Here is a 20440-nt window from a genome sequence, read left to right as displayed (position 1 = left end):
AGTTTCAGACTTCGTCCTTTTTTTATGGATGATTCTTCGGTATTCCTTAATGCAATCCGTATCTAGATCAGATCAGAATGGCTTTTATGACAAATCATACAAAGCCTGTTATAAACCATACCCTTTATTCCGTCCGGTTATTGATAATTGTCTGTTAAAGATATTGTTTACGATCTGGGTTTTTACGACCATGCCAGTTTTTCAAAATTCTTTAAAATTCAGACGGGAATGACGCCGTCTCAATTTAAAACAAATTGACAAACAAGATAATTGATATTCTTTTAACGAATGGTGGCTAAAGACATCTGACAATCTCTTATAAATAGATGGACTAACTGGATAGCGTGGAAGATAAATCCTGTTTCTTATATCTTCTTATAATCGTTTCGGGTCGGAAAGCGAAGCTTTCCGACCCGAAACCCATTTAAATATTTATTTTACTGGAGACCGGACCAGCCTGTTGCCCATGCCGGTGTAGCAATTCCGTTTCCGGCTCCGGTAGCGTCTGCTTTTTCAATATAGGTGCTGTCCAGTATCGCGACATTGTTTCCCGCGCTGGATTTTGCTGAAACTTTGGTAGTGACGTTGGAATCAAAAAATATATCTTTCATTCTCTTTTTACCGTTGAAATAAGCTACCGTGGAGTCGCTTTCCAGGTTGACACCCGTATTCCAGTTGGAGATCACCACATTTTCAAGGTTGGCATACGTGCCCGATTTCAGCTGGATCGCGTCTGCCTCCCCAGTAGTGCCTCCGATAAACGTGACATTTTTGATCGTCGGGTTAGACCTTGGAGCTGCATTTTGATTATTAGGATTATTCATCCCTTTTATTCCCGTATTCCCGGTACCATCCGCTTTTCTTTTGGTAAAAATATTACTGGCGGTTCCTTTCCAGCCTTCGCTCCACACAAAAGCATTATTGTCATTGGCGAGAGAAACGATATTGGAAACGTTTACGGTTCCTCCGTAAAGCTGTATTCCGTCATCGCCCCCGTTTACAAGGGCTACATTCTCCACTTTCGTGGTATTCCCGACTCCAAACAGAGAAAGACCATTGAATTTTTTATCACCGGTGTATACCGCCCCGGCATATTCTACTCTCACAAAGCTTAATGATCCGGAAGTATCAGCAGTATCAGTTCCTCCGTACATTGAATTCCCGATTTCTGATGTAGCGGAAGGCCCGACATTAATAGGTGCTTTACCACAGACTACGATGCCTCCCCAGCTTCCCGCTGTCTTATCAGAAGAGGTAAACAATACCGGAGATCCGGAAGTTCCGTTGGCAAACAATTGTCCACCCTGTTCCACGATTACAAAGGCTGATGCTCCTACTGTTGCTACGATCCTTGTTCCTGCCGGAATCACCAGCTTTCCGCCGTTTTTAATGACCACAGAACCGGTCAGCTGGTATGTTTGGGTAGGATCTAAGGTTACGGTCTGTCCACTGGGAATATCCCCTTTAAAATTACCAGGATCCTGAGCAATACCTATGGCAGGAATGGTAATGATGCTGTATTCATCTTCACTGCAGGACTGGATTCCCAAGGATGCGCTGATGATCAGTGCTGCAATGATTAATTTTAAAGGATTTTTTTTCATAATCTTTGACAAAATTTTGTACCAAATTACTGCTTTTTCTGATTACTGGGTTTATTTATTATAGAAATTGCATTTTTAGAGATGAATTATACATTAATTTTCAGTAATAATATTTACTACTTGTCAATAAATGTTAAATTTGAAAAATAAAATGAAAAAACTTTACATAGTTGCACCAGTGCACCTTTGTTTGTGGTCTGCGCAGGAATTAATCTGGTAGAAAGACATCCATCCCCACTCAGGATTTCTGAGCCAGGTTACGACGGTCATCGATGGTAAATACTTAATTTTATCAATCAGCATTCAGAGCCGTAATTTTCAGAAAGGTTCCTCGAACAAGTTTAAATGGAAGTAGAATTATTCAGCATCTACCAGGCAAATAAGGAGTAGTTATTGACCATGATTATCAAAAAAATATACAAATTCCAACAAGTAGTGCCTTAAAATGAAAATAGAGCTTTTATTAGAAAATAAGATTTTATTGTCTGCTAAATATATTAAATTAAAAAATGGAAATGGCTTAGATAAAATACTTATAAAGAAAATTGATATTAAATCTGTTGATCTTCAATGTGGAGAAGCCTTTACTAAAAATACAATTATAAGAATCTCGTTTAAAAATTTTGAAAACAGCTATAGTTTTAATATTTCGGATATTTTGTTTAAGACAGATCGTATTATTTTAATGGGTGTGCTTAAGGATCCTTTAGGAATATACAATCAGGGTTACATAGATAACTTCAAATTAATTTCTGACAAAAAGGAAAAAATACGATGGTATGAATTAAATAATAAACAAAAATATTATTACTTAAGAGGTTGCTATTTTCTAGGAGGAATAAGAAATACTATAGATAATATTAATCCGATAATAACTATTGATTTATCAAATGTTAAAATAGATTTGGATGTATATTATGAGATTGGAAAATCTTTTTTTAAATTATATGGTTATTTCGGAACGGAATTTCATCCTTTAGAGATTGCCTTATAAATATAGAAGAATCACTTCAAAAAAGAGAAAAAAGGGTTATTATAAAAATTAAAGGATACAAGAACTTTGAAAAATACTTTTCAAATAACATTTTATTTAATGATATTTATGAAGAATTTAATACAAGTGGTATCGAAATTCAAAATGTTTAATAATTTGTACTAATCGAAAGACAAAGGCTATGAAGGAATTAAGACGAAATTAATTAAGAACAATGATAGTCTGTTGGCCTCTATTATTATGATGTAAATGAGCAAGAACATCTAATTTTGATATATTTTGTTGATCATAAATACGGGTATTATTCACAGATACCTAAATAATTTTCAATAGAAAGGTCAACTGGTAAAGTTAGGGCGCAATAAACTTATACAGGATGGGACTCAATTGCATTTTGAATTTTTAGTACTTAATAAGATCTATACTCCAGGTAGTATAACAAAAATCCATCAGAATAAAACTCTGATGGATTTTTTAAATTTGATATGAAGAAACTAATTACTCATTATTGTAATCCAGCCAAAAGGTTTACGCCATCTACCGTAGCCCACGCTCCCGGAGTTAAAACTACTTTTGTAACTGTGGTAGCGTTTGTGAAAACCTTCGCTCCGTTAGGGGAGAATGCATATCCCCAAACCCCAGGATTATCAGAATTTAAATAAGTCATTGGAGTCACAGCAATTTTATTTGTGTTGACCTGACTGGTTTCTGTAGCAGCATCTTGGATAAGTACTGAATACGCTTTCTGAGTTCCGATATTTTTGTAACCGCTGATGTATACATTCGAGAAAATACCTGTTCCGTGTTTTTTGAACTGGATTGCAGAAATTTCAGGAGAGTTGGCAGATTCAGGATTAGTATTGACATCTCTGATTAGTGTAATGTTTGAGACTTTTGGCGCAACGTTATCTGCATTACCGGATGCTTCGATTTCCATACCGAAGTTTCCTGTTCCTGTTTGAAACGCATACCAGTTAGAGTTATTTTGACCACTCCAGGCATCCTGCCAGTCAAAAGAATCATCAAAATTACCATAAGAAACAATATTTTTTGCACTTACTGTTCCTCCGAAGAATTCGTAACCATCATCAGTACCTTTGTAAGTAACAAGATTTTCTAATGTTGTACCAGCTCCTACAGCGTAGAAGGTCATAGAGTTGGTTTCAGAAGTACCGTCACCAATTTTTTTACCTGCATATTCCACACGAACAAATTTCATGGTTCCGGAATTATCATTAGCATTATTTCCTCCATAGTAAACATTGTTACCATCTTCAGAAAGTGCTGACGTATTTCCGTTTACAGCTTTGATAGGTGCATTTCCGTAAATTGTAATTCCGCCCCAGTCACCCGGAGTTTTTGTGGAAGTAGTAAATACAATAGGCTCAGAGGCAGTACCCACTGCATTGATATTACCATCCTGAAGAATTACCAATCCACTTGTTTTAGTAGTGACAACATTAAATGTTGCTCCTGCTTCAATTGTAATAGTAGCGTTGTTGGTTACTTTTACGATTCCGTCTAATGTATAGTTTCCTTTTTTAATTAAAAGGTCTTTTGAGATAATTCCTGATAATGTGCCGCTTCCGCTCAATACACTTTCAGTAGTTCCAGGAGTGGTAACAGCAGTACCGTCTCCTAAGCCGTCATTCACTTCAATTGTACATGAGTTTAAGGCTATTGTTAACGCAAATGTTAATGTTACTAATGGTAAAAATCTTCTTTTCATTTTTATACTTATTTTATTCTTTATTACTTATTAAATTTATCTTTTAGAATGTATAACCTACAGTGAAATTGAATGTAATTCCTCTGTAGTAATTTACAAGAGCATTGTTACCATTCTCTAGGTTAAGTGGGAGGTAACTTTTTTCACCTAACATTATTTTATACTTACTGTCAAGGATATTCTGGACTGCAAATTTTAGATTCCAGTTTTTAGTCAATTGACCTTGATATACGAAATCTACTTGGTGAAAAGGCTTTTCATAATAATTATCTGTACCCGTTCCTCCTGTTGCATAAATCTTGCTTCCTGAAACATTGTATACGAGGGAGAAGGTCTGAGAAAGGTTATTACGATTCTTAATTTCATATTTTAAATCAGCATTGATCGTGTAAGGAGCTGCGCCTTGTAAACCTCTTTTGTGTAATGTTTCTCCAGTATTTTTAAACCATGTAGGTTCTTCCATATTTAACTGCTCCTGACTTCTTTCTACGTTAGAATGCATAATAGTAGCATTAGCACCTAATGTGAAATTTCTAAGAGATTCCGAGATTCTGTTTAAACCTATAATTCCTTCTAGTTCAACTCCGTATAATTCTGCTTTTTTTGCATTAAAGAATGTAATTGTAGAACCTGTCGCGTCTGCAGATGCTGTTAGTGAACGTTCGATTGCATTATCAATTCTTTTTGCAAATAAATTAACAGCAAACATCTCTTTTGAAGTTGGGAAGTATTCCCATTTCAAGTCAAAATTATAGTTTTCACTATTTTGAATATTTTGATTTCCTACAATATTTACATTATCAGGGCTAATATATTTAATAGGCATTGTCTCGATAAGAATAGGGCGGGTAACAGTCTTACTGAAAGCAAATCTTAAATTATTTTTATTATTAAGAGCTTTTTTTATTGCTAATGATGGTAAGAAAAAATCTTTATTTTTCTCAAGATTATTTTTTATGTCAGCACCTTGATCTGAATAACGGATAAGAGTCATATCATTTTCATATCTTGCTCCTACTAACACATCCCAAGAATCAGTAGGTTTAAAATTGATATTAGCATACCCTCCGTTAATGATCTGATAGAAACTTGAATAGAATTGGGAGATATCAGAACCTTCCTGATAAAATAAATCTCCATTTTTTATCGATGTATCGAATGTATTTTGTGGTGTATCAACATTTATCACAAATGGTGCTAAAGAAGCATTTGTGGTACGTCCAAATAAAAATCTGTAAGAAGTTTTTCTGAAATCAGAGAATCCATTATAACCTACTGCAATTTGGATAGGATAATCTTTTCGATCTCCTTTTTCACCTAAAGACAATTGATATTCAGCAAAAGCAGAACCGTAGAATCTGGAATCTACATCTAAATACTGACGAATAAGGTTATTTCCACCATAACGCATCTGAATCATATTTTCAGGTAATATTTCTCCAGTGTTTGGATCGGTACGGTTACCATCAATAATTTTTCTATCTGGTTGGCTGTAATTATTGATTACATAACTTGCTCCAGCTTTTATCTGATGTCTATCAGTGATTTTCTGAGAAGCAGTTAACTGTAGATCTAAAAATCTTGAAACATCCAATTGATTGGTTCTAAAGAAACCTGAATTTTTATTTTGTACTAGATTATCTTTATATCCGAAATTATCTTCGATAATGTTATTGGTATTCTGTAGATAAAATGCATTTAGATTAATAGCCGTCCCTTTATTTTTATACCCAAATCCTAGTAAAGCCGAAGATTCTGTTTCATAATTGTACTGCTTACGGCTAAGAAAATTCATATTGTCTATGAAGGAATTTTCACCCTGAGATCTAAATTGGTTATTATCTCCCTCCTTATATTCGAATTTAGTTCCTTGATTTAATGAAAATAAAATTCCTAAATTTCCAGTGCCTAATTTCACTTTCTGAGCAGTTGTAAACCCAATACTTGTATTAGGCATTGATTTTACATTATCTACATTCCAAGAGTCTTTAAAAGAATTTAAAGATTCATCACTTGTAAATTTGTAATTACTGGGTCTTGAATTTCTGATCTCATCTGGTAGCCTTCTGTCTTTGGAATTCAATCCTAAATATCCTTCCATTCCATCTGCCCCCTCAGAAACTTTAAAATTATCTCTGAAAGTGCTTAAAGTATTCACTCCGACACTGAACTCCACCTTCGTAAAAGGCTTGTCAATCGTTAAAGTTTCGATATCGAAAGTAGCTCCTGCAAAATCTCCGTAAAGATTGGAGTTGAATGTTTTATAGATGTTTAATTTACCTACAACGTCAGTAGGAAACTGCTTTAAGGCAATAATCTTCTGAAAAGGGTTGTTAGAAGGAGATCCCAGACCGTTAATCAACAGGTAGTTGTATCTTTCCTCCAGACCTCTTACGAAAAGCCCTCTTCCTTCTACCGTCGTGATTCCGGTTACCTTGGTAAGACCTTGTTCTACGTTGGAAATCCCTTTTCTGGAAATTTCTTCAGCACTTACAGCCTGCTTTTGAATAATCGCTTTCTTCTGTTCTCCCAATACGGCAGTTTCGGTTTTCTTACTGCTGTTTCCCTGGATTACTACGCCTTCAATTCTTTTCTCCTTCGTAATGGTATCCTGCTCTGTTTGCTGAGCATAGGCTACGGATCCGGACAAAAATAAGACTGCAACGCTAAGTTTATAAATTTTCATTATTTTACTTCCTTTATTTACTAGATTCTTTCGGTGCAAAGGAATAAAAGAATACAGTTGTAAATGGTTTAGTAAAATTTAAATTTTTCTTAACTAAACATTAACAAAAGGAATTTATTGTTAACTTTATGTGAACGATACCCGTTTTATCCATCTGTGATTAAAATATTATTAACTTTGAATCGTAAAAATTGAAAATGAACCAAAAGAAAATCCTCTTAATAGACGATGAACTGGATATTTTAGAGATTCTGTCTTACAACTTAGAAAAAGAAGGCTACGATATCCATACAGCCACAAACGGTAACGAAGGTATCGAAAAAGCTAAAGAAATCATTCCCGATCTCATCCTGTTAGATGTCATGATGCCCGAAAAAGACGGGATCGAAACCTGCCAGGAACTCCGAAAGATCAAAGAGCTGCAAAAATCATTAATCGTGTTCCTTTCTGCAAGAAGTGAAGAGTTTTCTCAGTTAGCCGGTTTTCAGGCAGGCGCCAATGACTATATTGTAAAGCTGATCAAACCGAAAATCCTTATTTCCAAAGTGAATGCACTCTTGCAGCTAACTTCCCAGGTTTCGGATAATGCTAAATTAATTGAAATCGGTGATTTGGTCATTGATAAAGATAACTTCAGGGTTTCTAAAAGCGGACAGCAGTTTCTGCTTCCGAAGAAAGAATTCGATCTGCTGTATCTTTTGGCTTCAAACACCGAAAAAGTTTTCAAGAGAGAAGAAATTCTGGAAAAAGTCTGGGGCAATGATGTGATCGTGGGCGAAAGAACGATTGATGTGCATATCAGGAGATTAAGAGAAAAGCTTGGTATCAATACCATTCAGACCTTAAAGGGAATTGGGTATAAACTTATTGTTTAATACTCAATTTCAATTTTTTACCTTTATATCAACCATTAAAAACTTTGTAAAATTGAAATTTTACAGACTTACCCTCGTCGCCTCCTGTCTTTTGACGTTGGTGATGTTTCTTTTAGTGATCATTTTTGATTCGCTGAAGGATATCTATTACAGCACTCCATTCTTTAAAATAGGCTTAGTTATATGTCTTGTTCTTATTTTTATCATCAATTATGTAGTCCTGGAGCTGCTTTTCAATTATTATGGTAAAAAGCAGGTGCGGGGTCTCTCGCAGCTTCTGCCTCAGGAAATTGTTCATGATAATGACGAAAATATTACCATCAAAGAATTAGGAGAAAGATTTTCCGACCTCAACCAGCAGAAAGTCACGGAAATTGACATGATGAAGGAGATGGAAAGCTACCGTAAGGAGTACATCGGAAATGTTTCTCATGAGCTTAAGACCCCGCTGTTTTCGATTCAGGGATATGTTGAGACACTCAGAGACGGTGGAGTAGACAACCTTACGATCCGGGATAAATATTTAGAGAGAATTGATAAATCCGTAGAGCGCCTGATTGCCATTGTGACGGATCTGGATATGATCAACAGGCTTGAAGCCGGAGAAATTAATCTTACCGTATCAAAATTTGATGTCAATCTCCTGATTAAAGAAATTTTTGACCTTCTTGATCTTGAAGCAGAAAAACACAATACCACATTACAGATCCAGACCCTACATCCTCAGATCTTTGTGGATGCAGACAAACAGAAAGTATCGCAGGTTTTCATCAATCTGATTTCCAATGCCATTCATTATGCCAACAGGCAGGAAGCAAGAGTCGTCGTGAAAACCAGCATTCTCAAAAACAAGGTCCTTATTGAAGTGATCGATAACGGAATGGGTATCAAGCCGGAAAGTCTGCCAAGAATTTTCGAAAGATTTTACCGGGTGGAAACCAGCCGCAGCAGACGTGAAGGGGGCTCGGGACTGGGATTGGCTATTGTGAAACATATTCTTGAAGCTCATAATGAAAACATTACCGTAGAGAGTGTCTACCTTGAAGGAACAAAATTCAGTTTTATGCTTGAAAAAAGTAAATAATTTTCGCAAAATGTAAGAAAAAAAAATATTTTAAAAAATCCAGAAATATTTTTTTGTCACCTTTCATTTATTTTATATTTGCAATACAGATTTATCATAATAATTAAGGCAAAAAGTAATTTAAAACTGATATGGTTTATAAAATCCGCGTAATATTAGATGCAAAAGAAGATATTTTCCGTGATATCGAGGTAAAAGGAAAACAAACGCTATGGAACTTACACTTAGGAATTAAAAGTGCGTTCAGTCTTCAGGGAGAGGAACTTTCCACTTTTAATTTATTGGAAGAAGATGGAACAATTGTAAAAGGGGTTCCGTTGGAAGACATGAGTGATGACGGAGATGGCGAGATTATGTCGGATGTATATATTGACGAGGCATTTGAAAATGCCGGCGATAAAGCTCAGTTTCAATATGGACTTCTTGATCTTTGGGAATTTTTCTGCGAGCTTGTGGAGGTTATTGAAGAAACGAAGGGTGTAAATTATCCGATTACGGTATACCGGTTCGGAAACGTACCTCTTAAAGCGCCCAGCAAAAGCGGAAATGCTGGAGGATCTAAGAAAAAATCGGCAATGCCTTTAATGGATGATGATTTTAGTTTCGATGATGATTTGGGAGGGAATACCAATTTCTCAGATGAGGACGATGACAGTTTCGATGACGACGAAGACGATGACTACAATGATGATGTTTTCGATGATGAAGATGATAATGATGACGACAGATAGTTAGAAAATATTTTAAATATACAGGCCCCGAATGCAGATTCAGGGCTTTTTTATTGATCCGGCTAAGAGATAATTTTTCATTTTTTTCGCCAAAAAAGAGATGCTTTTATAAACACAATACTTATTTTTGTTAAAAGAGAATTAATGAAGAGATTAATTTTATCAGCTGTAATCGGTCTGGGACTTGTTTCCTGTACCACTCAAAATACCAAAAAGATGACGGAATTGCCTAAAGACTGGAAGCACACCACCAATATTTATGAAGTAAACGTAAGACAATATACAAAAGAAGGAACCTTCAGAGCATTTGAAAAAGAAATGCCGAGACTGAAATCAATGGGAGTCCGGACACTTTGGTTTATGCCGGTTACTCCGATTGCACAGGAAAATAAAAAGGGAAGCCTGGGAAGTCCTTACGCCGCTTCAGACTATACGTCGATCAATCCGGAATTCGGAACGCTGGATGATTTTAAACATATGGTAAATGAAGCTCACAGATTAGGATTTAAGGTCATCATCGACTGGGTGGCCAATCATACGGGCTGGGACCACGTATGGACGAAGACGCATCCCGAATTTTATTTAAAAGATGAAGATGGGAGTTTTCACCGTGCTTCCGGAATGGATGACATTATAGAGCTGGATTATAAAAACCAGAAGATGCGCCTCGCCATGATTGATGCCATGAAATATTGGGTTCAGGAAACCAATATAGACGGATTCAGATGTGATCTCGCTTCCTGGGTGGAGGTGGATTTCTGGCAGCAGGCCCGTCCCGAAGTAGAAAAAATAAAACCTCTGTTCTGGCTGGGCGAATTTGATGAGCTGGAAAGCCCTGAATACGGAAAAGTTTTCGACGCTAGCTATTCCTGGAAGTGGATGCATAAATCGGCAGACTACTATAAAAAGAATGAACCGCTTCAGGGTCTGACAGATCTTTTAAGACAGTATTCAGCCATCGGAGATGGTTCGATGAGAGCCTGGTTTACAACCAATCATGACGAAAATTCCTGGAACGGTACGGAGTATGAAAAGTATGCAGTGATTACCAAACCCATGGCGGTGTTTTCCGCTACCTGGAACGGAGTTCCCCTATTATATTCCGGTCAGGAGCTGCCCAACATGAAAAGACTGGAATTCTTCGAGAAAGATGCGATCCAGTGGAAAAATACGTACCAGATGGCCGACTTCTATAAAACATTATTAAATTTAAAAGCTTCAAATCCTGCGCTGAGAGGAGGTGATCCTGCTGTGACGACGTATCTGTTAAATACCACCGCTGCTGATAAAATTCTCGCCTATCTCAGAAAAAATGGGAAAGATGAGGTTTTAGTCGTTTTAAATATGTCGAAAGAACCCGTAGACTTCAAAATCAACGATGAACATTTATCAGGAAGTTTCAGAAATGTATTTGACAGAACCAAAAGAGACTTTAATGAAAGTAAAGATTTTTATTTCAAAGTTTCAGATTTTGTGGTCTTTGAAAAATAATGGTTATTATCTTAAATAATTTTAGGATTTCGATACAGTGAAAGAGGCGTCTGCATCAGACTGCCTCTTTTTAATTTGTAAGATGTAGCGCTTAAAAGTCAGTTATACATAAAAATAAATGATGCAAAAAGAATACGGCTGTCGAAAATTAAAATAATTTGATACATTTGGAAAATTGATAGTAACAAATTTTTTTTAATATGGATAAGGAAAAGATTCTGGATACGGTAAAGCATAAAATTTCCGAAAAAATTCAGAATTTAGAAAAGCTCATTGCAGAAACCAGAGCCTCAAGCAATGATACCAAAAGTTCGATGGGAGATAAATATGAGACCGGACGGGAGATGCTACAGCAGGAAATCAACAACCTTCAGAGACAGCTGAATGAAGTTTTAAATCAGCAGAATCTTATTCAGAAAATAACGTCGGATCTTTCATTAAAGGTACAGAACGGAGCCTTGGTGAAGACAGACAGAGGTCTGTTTTATATTGCAGCGCCCATCGGAGAACTTATTCTTGAAAATCAGAAAATAATGACAGTTTCGGTAGAAGCGCCTTTGGCAAAAGCAATGCTGGGGCTGCATGCAGGTTATACTTTTTCTGTCAATAATACTACTCAGACCATTCAGGAGATATGGTGAGATCACAGCGGTATCCCTGTATTTTTAACTTTCAAAGTACTGAAATTTAAGAAAACTTTATTGCTTACTCTGAAACTAATAGAGATTTTAATCCGTAAATTGTATACAGTTAATTTAATAAAAATCATATTAAAATTTTATCAATATGGGAATTTTAAATAATAAAGTAGCTTTGGTAACCGGTGCCGGATCAGGGATAGGATTAGCCATTGCCCAGGCCTATGCAAAAGAAGGTGCAAAGGTTATTGTATCAGACATTAATGAGGAGCATGGTAAAAGTGCCGTTGAAAAAATTAAATCGGAAGGAGGCGAAGCTGCATTTGTAAAGGCAGATACTTCGAATGCAGAACAGGTGGAGGCGTTGATAAAGTCAACCGTAGAAATTTATGGAAAACTGGATATTGCCTGTAACAATGCCGGAATCGGAGGCGAACAGGCGCTGACCGGGGATTATAGCCTGGACAGCTGGAGAAAAGTATTAAGCGTTAACTTAGACGGTGTTTTCTACGGATGTAAATACGAGTTGGAGCAGATGAATAAGAATGGGGGAGGCGTTATCGTCAATATCGCTTCGATTCACGGGGCGGTTGCGGCACCACTTTCATCGGCATATACTTCTGCAAAACATGCCGTCGTAGGACTCACCAAAAATATCGGAGCAGAATACGGACAGAAAAATATCCGCTGCAATGCCGTGGGCCCGGGATATATCGAAACACCATTACTGGAAAGTGCAAGCGGAGATATGAAAGAAGCACTGATCGCAAAACACCCGATGGGTAGATTGGGAAGATCGGAAGAAGTGGCAGAACTGGTTTTATTTTTAAGTTCTGATAAATCGTCATTCATGACAGGCGGATATTATCTTGTTGACGGGGGTTATACTGCAGTCTGATTATATAATTTTGATTCATACATAAGAAACGGGCTTTTTGAGAGCTCGTTTTTTTTATGGTAATCAGGGGCGGAATAATAAAGGTAAATCCTATCTTTGAATAATGACACTAGGGATCAGCCGGTCTTTATTTTAAAAGCTCTTCCCGGTAATATACACCATCAGAGCATCTTTATAATTGGGTGCAATGGCGATCTGCTGGCTACCGATGACAATCTGATTTCTTTCAATCGCTTCGATTTTATCGAGGGCAATAATGTATGAACGGTGAATTCTCATAAAGTTTTCCGCGGGAAGTTCTTCCTCCAGCTTCTTTAGGCTCATTAAAGTCAATATCGGCTTCGGCTGTCCTTTCAGAAATATTTTTACATAATCTTTAAGGCCTTCAATGAAAAGAATCTCTGAAAAATTAATCTTGATCTGTTTGTACTCAGACTTTACAAAGAAAAATTCCTGCTTTTTTTCCGGAACCGACTGAAGATTTTCAAAATAGTTTCTTGCTTTCGTGGCTGCACTCAGAAACTCAGTGTAATCAAAAGGTTTCAGCAGATAGTCCAGGGCATTTACTTTATACCCGTCAATGGCATACCGGTCAAATGCCGTTGTAAAAATCACCTTACTTTTGGAAGGCAGCAGTTTAGAAAATTCCAGGCCGGTGAGATCAGGCATCTGAATATCAAGAAAAAAAAGATCAATGGTATTTTCATCTTCAAGTTTCTGCATGGCTTCAATCGCACTGCTGCATTTGGATCTTAAATCTAAAAAAGGAGTCTTAAGAACGTAGCTTTCGATTAAGTTCAGTGCCATTGGTTCATCATCAGCAATCAGGCAGGTCAGTTTTCTCATGAGTCTGTTGTAATTTTAATTTCCGCAATATACAGGTCATTGTTCAGACAGGAATGAAATTCATGTTTTCCCGGATAAAGCAGATGAAGTCTTTTTTTCAGATTCTCCACTCCAATTCCTGAACCACTTTTATCAGCATCTGTTTTCGGAAAATTAGAATTGGATGCTGTAAAATAAATGTCATTTTCTGAAATCTCCATTTTAAAATGAATATCAGAATGTTGTGTTGCAGAAATTCCGTGTTTAAAAGCATTTTCAACAATTGAAATAAAAAGAAGAGGTGCAATTTTCATGTCAGGAACGGACTTTGGAAAATTGGTGTAAACTTTGATATGATCCGTCAGTCTTAATGACATCAGTTCAATATATTTATTTAAAAACTCCACTTCTTCCGGGAGGCTTATGGCAGGAACATCAGTTTTATACAACAGATGCCGCATCAGTTTGCTCAGACTGTGAATGCTCTGCTTTGCCTTGTCCGGAGCAAAATCAATTAATGAATAAATATTATTCAGCGAATTGAAGAAAAAATGAGGCTGCAGCTGATACTTCAGGTGTTGAAGTTCGGACTGTAACTTGATGTTATCGGCTTCTATTTTCATTTCTTCCGCCTTCTGTATTTTTTTTCCGGCATTAATAGCAATGGAAAAGGCTACCGGAATCATATAGATCAGGGTATCCATAAAATAGAATAATGCCGCAGGGGGACGCTTCAACAGATGTCTGCGCCGATTGGGCTCAAGCCAGTCGGAAATTTGATTTTTCAGAAATATTAAAACCAAAATCAAGGCTAAATTAACCAGAAAGAACCCGATTTTTTTATCCTCAAAAAGATGTTTTACCAGATACGTGTAGTTCGCATAAAAAACAACCGCCAGGAAAATCAACTGGAGCCAAAAGTGACGGAACAGCCCTATCCAGTCTGTATCCGAACCCACAGAAAATGCGGCCGGAAGAAAGAATAAAGCCAGCCAGATCAAAAAATGCAGGCTGATTTCGACATTTCTATTTTTTAGATCGACCATTCTACTGTCTCAGTTAAATTTTATATTTCTTTAAACCTTCAAAAAATCCTGACTGATGAAACTTCTGAAGGAGTGAATTTAGAATTTTTTCTACCATTTCTTTTATATTTAATACTAAAGCTTCTTTTATATACCCTTGATGATAAAACTGTGCCGAAAAATCCCGGCTGATACCATACATGAGTTGCAGATGGTCACCAGCTACAGTCTCCCTTAAACCGAAAATGAATATTCCTACAGATAAGGGATATTTTCAGCATATAATTTACGATGACAAAATTCTATTCTGGGCAGGCAAAAATCAAAAGTAATAGACCAACAGCCCGATTTCATAGAAGTATTGGTTTTTTCTATCGTTACAGATTTCTATTTTCCAATTTTAAAAGATCTTTATTAATTTAAAAATCCTTTATTTTGCAAAAAATCAGCGTAGATTTTAACGATAAAATTTCAGGAAAATGCAGAATTATTTAGACCTTTTACGACATATTAAAGATCACGGAACCGATAAAACAGACAGAACAGGAACGGGAACCAGAAGTGTTTTCGGATATCAGCTGAGGTATGATCTGTCAGAAGGTTTTCCTTTGGTCACCACAAAAAAGGTGCATCTGAAATCTATTATTTATGAATTGCTGTGGTTTTTAAAAGGGGATACGAATATTAAATACTTAAAGGACAACGGCGTTTCCATCTGGGACGAATGGGCTGACGAAAACGGAGATTTAGGTCCTGTTTACGGAGCACAGTGGAGAAGCTGGAACGGAGCAGACGGAAAAGTAGTGGATCAGATTACCGAGGTGATCGATCAGATTAAGAAAAATCCGGATTCCAGGAGGCTTATTGTTTCAGCCTGGAATGTAGCTGAAATCCCTAATATGGCATTAGCACCCTGCCATGCTTTATTTCAGTTTTATGTAGCAGACGGAAAACTGTCGCTTCAGCTGTATCAGAGAAGTGCAGATGTTTTCCTGGGAGTCCCATTCAATATTGCGAGTTATGCACTGTTATTAATGATGGTGGCGCAGGTTTGTGATCTTGAAGTTGGAGATTATGTGCACAGTTTCGGGGATGTTCATATTTACAATAATCATTTTGAGCAGGTGAATAAGCAATTGTCCCGCGAAACGAGACTACTTCCCACAATGAAACTGAATCCTGACATTAAAGATATTTTCAGTTTTGATTTTGAGGATTTTACCTTAGAAAATTATGATCCGCATCCGGGAATTAAAGCGCCTGTTGCCATTTAATTTCAGTAATAATTTATTAACTTTGAGGTAAATTCAGTTAGTATGGAAATTAAAATCAGTTTAGACGAATACGCAGATGTTCCGTTCATTAAGAAACTTTTGTCACAGATTAAAGGGATTAACAGTATTGAAATTTCCGAAAATGATAAAGCAGATCTGTGGAGAAAAGCAGAGAATTCTGATGCGTTTAAAGATATGATCGCTAAAAGTCGCAATCAAATTAAAAATGGTGAATATCAGGAATATTCTCAGGATTTGATACATTCTATTTTTAAAAAGTGATGAAAATAATATTTTCAGATGACGCAATTGAGAGTCTTAGAAAAATAACTGATTTTCTGAATGAGCACTGGACACAAAAAGAACTTACCATACTTAACAGAGATTTAGATAAATTAATTCAGTCTTTTAAGGATAACATGATTTCGTATCCTACTATTGAAGCAGAACGTCAGTTACGATTTGCACTATTAGGAAAGAAACAGGTTAAAGTATATTTTGATCTGAAAGATCATTCTGTAGAAATCTTATTATTTCTGCCTTCTAAAGGAAATCCGGAAAGTATTCAAAAACTGTTTAATAAATAAAGTGAAGCCTCAAGCTTTACTTTTTTGTAATATCTTATTATCACAATAATCATTTAAACAGGTGAATAAGCAATTGTCCCGCGAAAAGAGACCGCTTCCCACAATGAAACTGAATCCTGACATTAAAGATATTTTCAGTTTTGATTTTGAGGATTTTACCTTAGAAAACTATGATCCGCATCCGGGAATTAAAGCGCCTGTTGCCATTTAATTTCAGTAATAATTTATTAACTTTGAGGTAAATTCAGTTAGTATGGAAATTAAAATCAGCTTAGACGAATACGCAGATGTTCCGTTCATTAAGAAACTTTTGTCACAGATTAAAGGGATTAACAGTATTGAAATTTCCGAAAATGATAAAACCTATTCATGGGATGAAATTGAAAACTCCGAATATTTCTCAAAAGTAATGGAGCAAAGTGAAAATGAATATATAAACGGAAAGACTGAGGAACTGACAGATGATTTATTAAATGAAATATTTGATAAAAAATGAAAATAACAATTTCAGAAACAGCGAAAATATCGTTGAAAGAAATTATATATTTTCTTGAAGCTAAATGGACTGCAAAAGAAATTGCTGTTTTAAAAAATGATATTGCACAATTCAGGCAGACAATCATTGATGATATTGTGAAACATCCGTCTTTAGAAAAATTTCCGGATTTAAAATATACACTTATCGGAAAGAAACAGATTAAGTTGATCTATGAGATCAAAACAGAAGAAATACTTATTACATTATTTTGGCACTGTAAACAAGATCCGGATATTAAAACATCTTATAAAATAATAAAAGTGAAGCCTCAGGCTTTACTTTTTTTGTAATATCTCATTATCAATAATCATTTAAACAAGTGAATAAACCATTGTCCCGGGGAATGAGTCCGCTTCCCACGATGAAACTGAATCCTGACATTAAAGATATTTCCAGTTTTGATTTTGAGGATTTTACCTTAGAAACCAATATCTTTATCAACAATAATAAATGGATGACTAAGGCTAGGGCACAGGATGCATTTTCGCTTTAAATAAATTTGAATAAAAGTTCACATTCGAAACTGCAGGGATAGAGATAGAATTTTCCCAGTCCAAAAATCAGTTTTGTGATCACCCAGGGAGAAAAAGAAAATACTTTTACTAAAGAATATATTATGAAATATTTAAAAATAAATACCGAAGACCCTACGGATATTGAAGCATTGAAAAATGCAGTCCTTCAGATGAAAGGGGTCGCCTCTGTAGAAATCATCGATGATGAGAACCCGGAAAGTGAGTTGAAAAAAGCATTTGTAAAAACAAAAGAGCAATTCAAGAAAGGAGATTACGAAACCTTAGTTAATGATATTTTTGATATCTTAACAAAAAAATAATTCTAAAATTTTTTAATATATAAAAATGAAAAAGGCCATTTTATCGATTGCTTTACTGAGCGGGATTTTCTTGGGTACCCATCTGTCTGCCCAGACAGAAACTTCCGGAAGAGAAAAGGTGTACAGAGCGACTCATACCAAAGTCACGGAGCTGAAACACACAAAGCTGAAGGTGAATTTTGATTACCAAAAGGAACAGATGAACGGGGAAGAGTGGTTAACGGCGTCTCCTTATTTTTATCCTACTAACGAGCTTACACTCGATGCAAAGGGAATGCTGATTCATGAAGTTGCTCTCGATAACAACGGTAAAAAGTCCCCGCTGAAATACGATTATAAAAATGACGTATTGAAGATCACTTTAGATAAGACCTATCAGAAAAATCAGGATTACACCGTCTACATCAGATATACCTCCCGTCCAAATGAAGTGAAACAGGAGGGAAGTATGGCCATCAATGATGCAAAAGGGCTTTATTTTATCAATGCCCAGGGGAAGGAAACAGGAAAGCCTACCCAGATCTGGACTCAGGGAGAAACAGAATCTTCTTCCGCATGGTTTCCAACCATTGATAAGCCGAATCAAAAATCCACCCAGGAAATTTATATGACCGTTCCTGATCGATTTGTGACCCTTTCAAACGGGATTATGAAAAGCTCCCAAAAGGAAGCCAACGGATTGAGAACCGATCATTGGGTAATGGATAAAAGACACGCTACCTATCTCTTCTTTATGGGCGTTGGAGAGTATGCCATTGTAAAAGATAAGTGGAAAAATATTCCGGTAGATTATTATATCGAAAAAGAATATGAACCTTATGCAAAACAGATTTACGGAAACACCCCTGAAATGATCGAGTTTTTCTCTAAAAAAATGGGTTATGATTATCCGTGGGCAAAATATGCGCAGATTTCCGGCAGAGATTATGTAAGCGGAGCCATGGAAAACACGACAGCGACTTTACACGGCAGCGATATTTTACAAAAACCGGGACAGCTGATCGACGAAAATAAGTGGGAAGATACCATTGCCCATGAGTTATTTCATCATTGGTTCGGAGACCTGGTAACTGCAGAAAGCTGGAGTAATCTTACGGTAAATGAATCTTTCGCCAACTATTCCGAGTATCTCTGGAACGAATACAAATACGGAAAAGACCAGGCAGATTATCATCAGATGGAAGACGTTAACCGGTATCTTCATAATCCGGGTGACTTCAGAAAAAATCTGGTAAGGTTCGGATATGATTCCCGTGAAGATGTTTTCGATCTGGTGACCTATCAGAAAGGGGGCGGAATTCTGCATATGTTAAGAAACTATCTTGGTGATGATGCCTTCTTCGCCGGGATGAATGATTATTTAAAGACTCATGAATATCAGAATGCTGAAGCGCACCAGCTAAGACTGTCTTTTGAAAAAGTATCCGGAAAAGATCTGAACTGGTTCTTTAACCAGTGGTATTTCGGAAGCGGAAATCCTAAAATTACCTATTCTTCTACTTTTGAACCCGTAAAAAAGCAAGTTTCGGTAACAATAAGCCAGAATCAGGAGCAGCCATTCGAATTCCCTTTGGCGATTGACATTTATGACAATGGAAAGCCCAAAAGATTCAACGTCTGGGTAAATGCCGAATCGAAAAATACATTTAATTTTGAGGTTTCTAAAAATGCAGATTTGATCAACATTAATGCAGATGGTGTTTTGCTGGCAGATGTTACGGAAACGAAGACTCCGGAGCAATATTTAATGCAGTTTACGGGTTCCAAAGAACTGAAAAACCGATATAATGCCTTGAACGGAATTAAGGATCAGATGGGCAAAAGCCCTGCAGCTGTAAAATTATTATCCGCAGCACTGAAAGATCCTTATTTCAGGGTGAGGATAAAAGCATTGGAACTTATGGACTCTTTCCGTTCCGGATCAGTTTAAAGCACTGGGATCTGATGTAGAAAAATTAGCCTCTAACGATCCTAAAACATTGGTGCAGGCTGCTGCTCTTAAAGCCCTGGCTAAAACGAAAAATAGAAAATATGCACCGGTTTTCGAAAAAGGAATGAGTGCTGTTTCCAATGCCGTAAAAGCGAATTCACTGGCAGGAATTATAGCGATTGATCCCTCACAGATCAATGCTCTGGCAGATAAAATCGATCTTGAAGGAGCATCTGATGACCTGGTGGAAATATTGCTGCCGGTGGTGGTCAAGAATAAAGTAACTTCTCAGATGTCCAATATTGCCCAGATTGCTGCTTTCTATCCTTTTATCATTCCTCAGAATCCCGAATTGGGAAAAGCGGGGGAAGCCGGTTACCAATGGATCATGAGTTCCGATAACATAGAAGCCACCGAAAGCATCACTAAAATGCTGAGCCGTACCAAAGACCAGATGGGAGATAATCCGCAGGTCAAAATGATGATTGTTCAGATGTTAAAAGATGGACTTGCCAAAAAAATGGATTTACTAAAACAAAATCCACAGAACGCAGCAAGCATCAACAAGCAGATTGATGCCATTAATAAAACGATCGAAGATTTTAAAAAATAATTAAAATAGATAATATTCTGAGGCACTTCCGACAGGGGGTGCTTTTTTTATGCCGTCTCGTCAAGATTAACGAACAGTTTATA

The 20440-nt window shown here is 36.6% G+C and carries 20 protein-coding genes and 2 pseudogenes; 17 read left to right on the top strand and 5 right to left on the bottom strand.

The features are described 5' to 3' along the window. Positions 1-147 precede the first annotated feature (147 nt). Positions 148-258 (top strand): helix-turn-helix domain-containing protein, encoded by a 111-nt coding sequence (locus ODZ84_RS23420; RefSeq protein ID WP_266176518.1) that lies wholly within the window; start codon positions 148-150, stop codon positions 256-258. Between the two features lie 179 nt (positions 259-437). Here ODZ84_RS23420 and ODZ84_RS08340 read toward each other — a convergent pair whose 3' ends face one another. After that, positions 438-1604, bottom strand: coding sequence for a hypothetical protein (locus ODZ84_RS08340; RefSeq protein ID WP_266176517.1), 1167 nt, complete (start codon positions 1602-1604; stop codon positions 438-440). A gap of 445 nt (positions 1605-2049) precedes the next feature. Between ODZ84_RS08340 and ODZ84_RS08335 the strand changes: the two genes are divergently transcribed. Then, a complete protein-coding gene (locus ODZ84_RS08335) occupies positions 2050-2598 on the top strand; it encodes a hypothetical protein (RefSeq protein ID WP_266176516.1) in 549 nt (182 codons plus the stop codon). Positions 2599-3103: 505 nt separating this feature from the next. On the opposite strand, the gene ODZ84_RS08330 is transcribed toward ODZ84_RS08335, so the two are convergent. Together ODZ84_RS08330 and ODZ84_RS08325 are read right to left on the bottom strand one after the other, a co-directional pair. Next, positions 3104-4327 (bottom strand): hypothetical protein, encoded by a 1224-nt coding sequence (locus tag ODZ84_RS08330; protein WP_266176515.1) that lies wholly within the window; start codon positions 4325-4327, stop codon positions 3104-3106. Positions 4328-4370: 43 nt separating this feature from the next. Continuing rightward, positions 4371-7013 carry a TonB-dependent receptor plug domain-containing protein gene (locus tag ODZ84_RS08325; RefSeq protein ID WP_266176514.1) on the bottom strand — a complete coding sequence of 881 codons (2643 nt, stop codon included), beginning with the start codon at positions 7011-7013 and terminating at the stop codon, positions 4371-4373. Between the two features lie 197 nt (positions 7014-7210). Here ODZ84_RS08325 and ODZ84_RS08320 point away from each other — a divergent pair, with 197 nt between their 5' ends. The 6 genes from ODZ84_RS08320 (at position 7211) to ODZ84_RS08295 (ending at position 12730) form a co-directional block, all read left to right on the top strand. Beyond that, positions 7211-7888: a response regulator transcription factor gene (locus tag ODZ84_RS08320; RefSeq protein ID WP_266176513.1), complete on the top strand. Its 678-nt coding sequence runs from the start codon at positions 7211-7213 to the stop codon at positions 7886-7888. A 52-nt stretch (positions 7889-7940) separates the two neighbouring features. Continuing rightward, entirely contained in the window at positions 7941-8972 is a 1032-nt protein-coding gene (locus tag ODZ84_RS08315; RefSeq protein WP_266176512.1) for a sensor histidine kinase, read from the top strand. Positions 8973-9103: 131 nt separating this feature from the next. Next, positions 9104-9703 carry an IS1096 element passenger TnpR family protein gene (locus ODZ84_RS08310; protein ID WP_266176511.1) on the top strand — a complete coding sequence of 200 codons (600 nt, stop codon included), beginning with the start codon at positions 9104-9106 and terminating at the stop codon, positions 9701-9703. A 144-nt stretch (positions 9704-9847) separates the two neighbouring features. Beyond that, complete coding sequence (locus tag ODZ84_RS08305) at positions 9848-11194, top strand: alpha-amylase family glycosyl hydrolase (protein ID WP_266176510.1); 1347 nt, start codon at positions 9848-9850, stop codon at positions 11192-11194. A gap of 200 nt (positions 11195-11394) precedes the next feature. Continuing rightward, positions 11395-11835, top strand: a complete 441-nt coding sequence (locus ODZ84_RS08300; protein WP_266176509.1) for a hypothetical protein — start codon at positions 11395-11397, stop codon at positions 11833-11835. 145 nt (positions 11836-11980) lie between these two features. After that, positions 11981-12730, top strand: a complete 750-nt coding sequence (locus ODZ84_RS08295) for an SDR family NAD(P)-dependent oxidoreductase (protein WP_266176508.1) — start codon at positions 11981-11983, stop codon at positions 12728-12730. A gap of 132 nt (positions 12731-12862) precedes the next feature. Here ODZ84_RS08295 and ODZ84_RS08290 read toward each other — a convergent pair whose 3' ends face one another. Both ODZ84_RS08290 and ODZ84_RS08285 read right to left on the bottom strand, forming a co-directional pair. Further along, positions 12863-13576 carry a LytR/AlgR family response regulator transcription factor gene (locus ODZ84_RS08290; RefSeq protein WP_266176507.1) on the bottom strand — a complete coding sequence of 238 codons (714 nt, stop codon included), beginning with the start codon at positions 13574-13576 and terminating at the stop codon, positions 12863-12865. Then, positions 13573-14601 (bottom strand): sensor histidine kinase, encoded by a 1029-nt coding sequence (locus tag ODZ84_RS08285; RefSeq protein WP_266176506.1) that lies wholly within the window; start codon positions 14599-14601, stop codon positions 13573-13575. The genes ODZ84_RS08290 and ODZ84_RS08285 overlap by 4 nt, the downstream gene beginning before the upstream one ends. Positions 14602-15059: 458 nt before the next feature. On the opposite strand from ODZ84_RS08285, the gene ODZ84_RS08280 reads away from it, so the two are divergent. The 9 genes and pseudogenes from ODZ84_RS08280 to ODZ84_RS08240 all read left to right on the top strand — a co-directional run bounded on the left by ODZ84_RS08280 (position 15060) and on the right by ODZ84_RS08240 (position 20357). Then, on the top strand, positions 15060-15854 hold the full coding sequence (locus tag ODZ84_RS08280; RefSeq protein WP_266176505.1) for a thymidylate synthase: 795 nt from the start codon (positions 15060-15062) through the stop codon (positions 15852-15854). A 42-nt stretch (positions 15855-15896) separates the two neighbouring features. Beyond that, positions 15897-16136, top strand: a complete 240-nt coding sequence (locus tag ODZ84_RS08275) for a hypothetical protein (protein WP_266176504.1) — start codon at positions 15897-15899, stop codon at positions 16134-16136. Further along, positions 16133-16441, top strand: a complete 309-nt coding sequence (locus ODZ84_RS08270; protein ID WP_266176503.1) for a hypothetical protein — start codon at positions 16133-16135, stop codon at positions 16439-16441. The genes ODZ84_RS08275 and ODZ84_RS08270 overlap by 4 nt, the downstream gene beginning before the upstream one ends. Positions 16442-16496: 55 nt before the next feature. Further along, positions 16497-16652, top strand: a pseudogene (locus ODZ84_RS08265) (thymidylate synthase); the annotation flags it as partial. Between the two features lie 42 nt (positions 16653-16694). Then, the gene (locus ODZ84_RS08260; protein ID WP_266176502.1) at positions 16695-16937 is read left to right on the top strand and encodes a hypothetical protein; all 243 of its coding nucleotides are present in this window, start codon (positions 16695-16697) and stop codon (positions 16935-16937) included. Beyond that, positions 16934-17269: a hypothetical protein gene (locus tag ODZ84_RS08255; RefSeq protein WP_266176501.1), complete on the top strand. Its 336-nt coding sequence runs from the start codon at positions 16934-16936 to the stop codon at positions 17267-17269. The genes ODZ84_RS08260 and ODZ84_RS08255 overlap by 4 nt, the downstream gene beginning before the upstream one ends. A 29-nt stretch (positions 17270-17298) precedes the next feature. Next, positions 17299-17472 (top strand): hypothetical protein, encoded by a 174-nt coding sequence (locus ODZ84_RS08250; RefSeq protein WP_323136886.1) that lies wholly within the window; start codon positions 17299-17301, stop codon positions 17470-17472. Positions 17473-17547: 75 nt separating this feature from the next. Further along, positions 17548-17814 carry a hypothetical protein gene (locus tag ODZ84_RS08245; protein WP_266176500.1) on the top strand — a complete coding sequence of 89 codons (267 nt, stop codon included), beginning with the start codon at positions 17548-17550 and terminating at the stop codon, positions 17812-17814. 25 nt (positions 17815-17839) lie between these two features. Next, positions 17840-20357: pseudogene (locus ODZ84_RS08240) on the top strand (M1 family metallopeptidase). Positions 20358-20440: the final 83 nt, after the last annotated feature.

Source organism: Chryseobacterium fluminis (assembly GCF_026314945.1).
Taxonomy (GTDB): domain Bacteria; phylum Bacteroidota; class Bacteroidia; order Flavobacteriales; family Weeksellaceae; genus Chryseobacterium; species Chryseobacterium fluminis.
The sequence above is the reverse complement of the archived record's forward strand: the minus strand, read 5'-3'. Positions and strand labels throughout refer to the sequence as shown.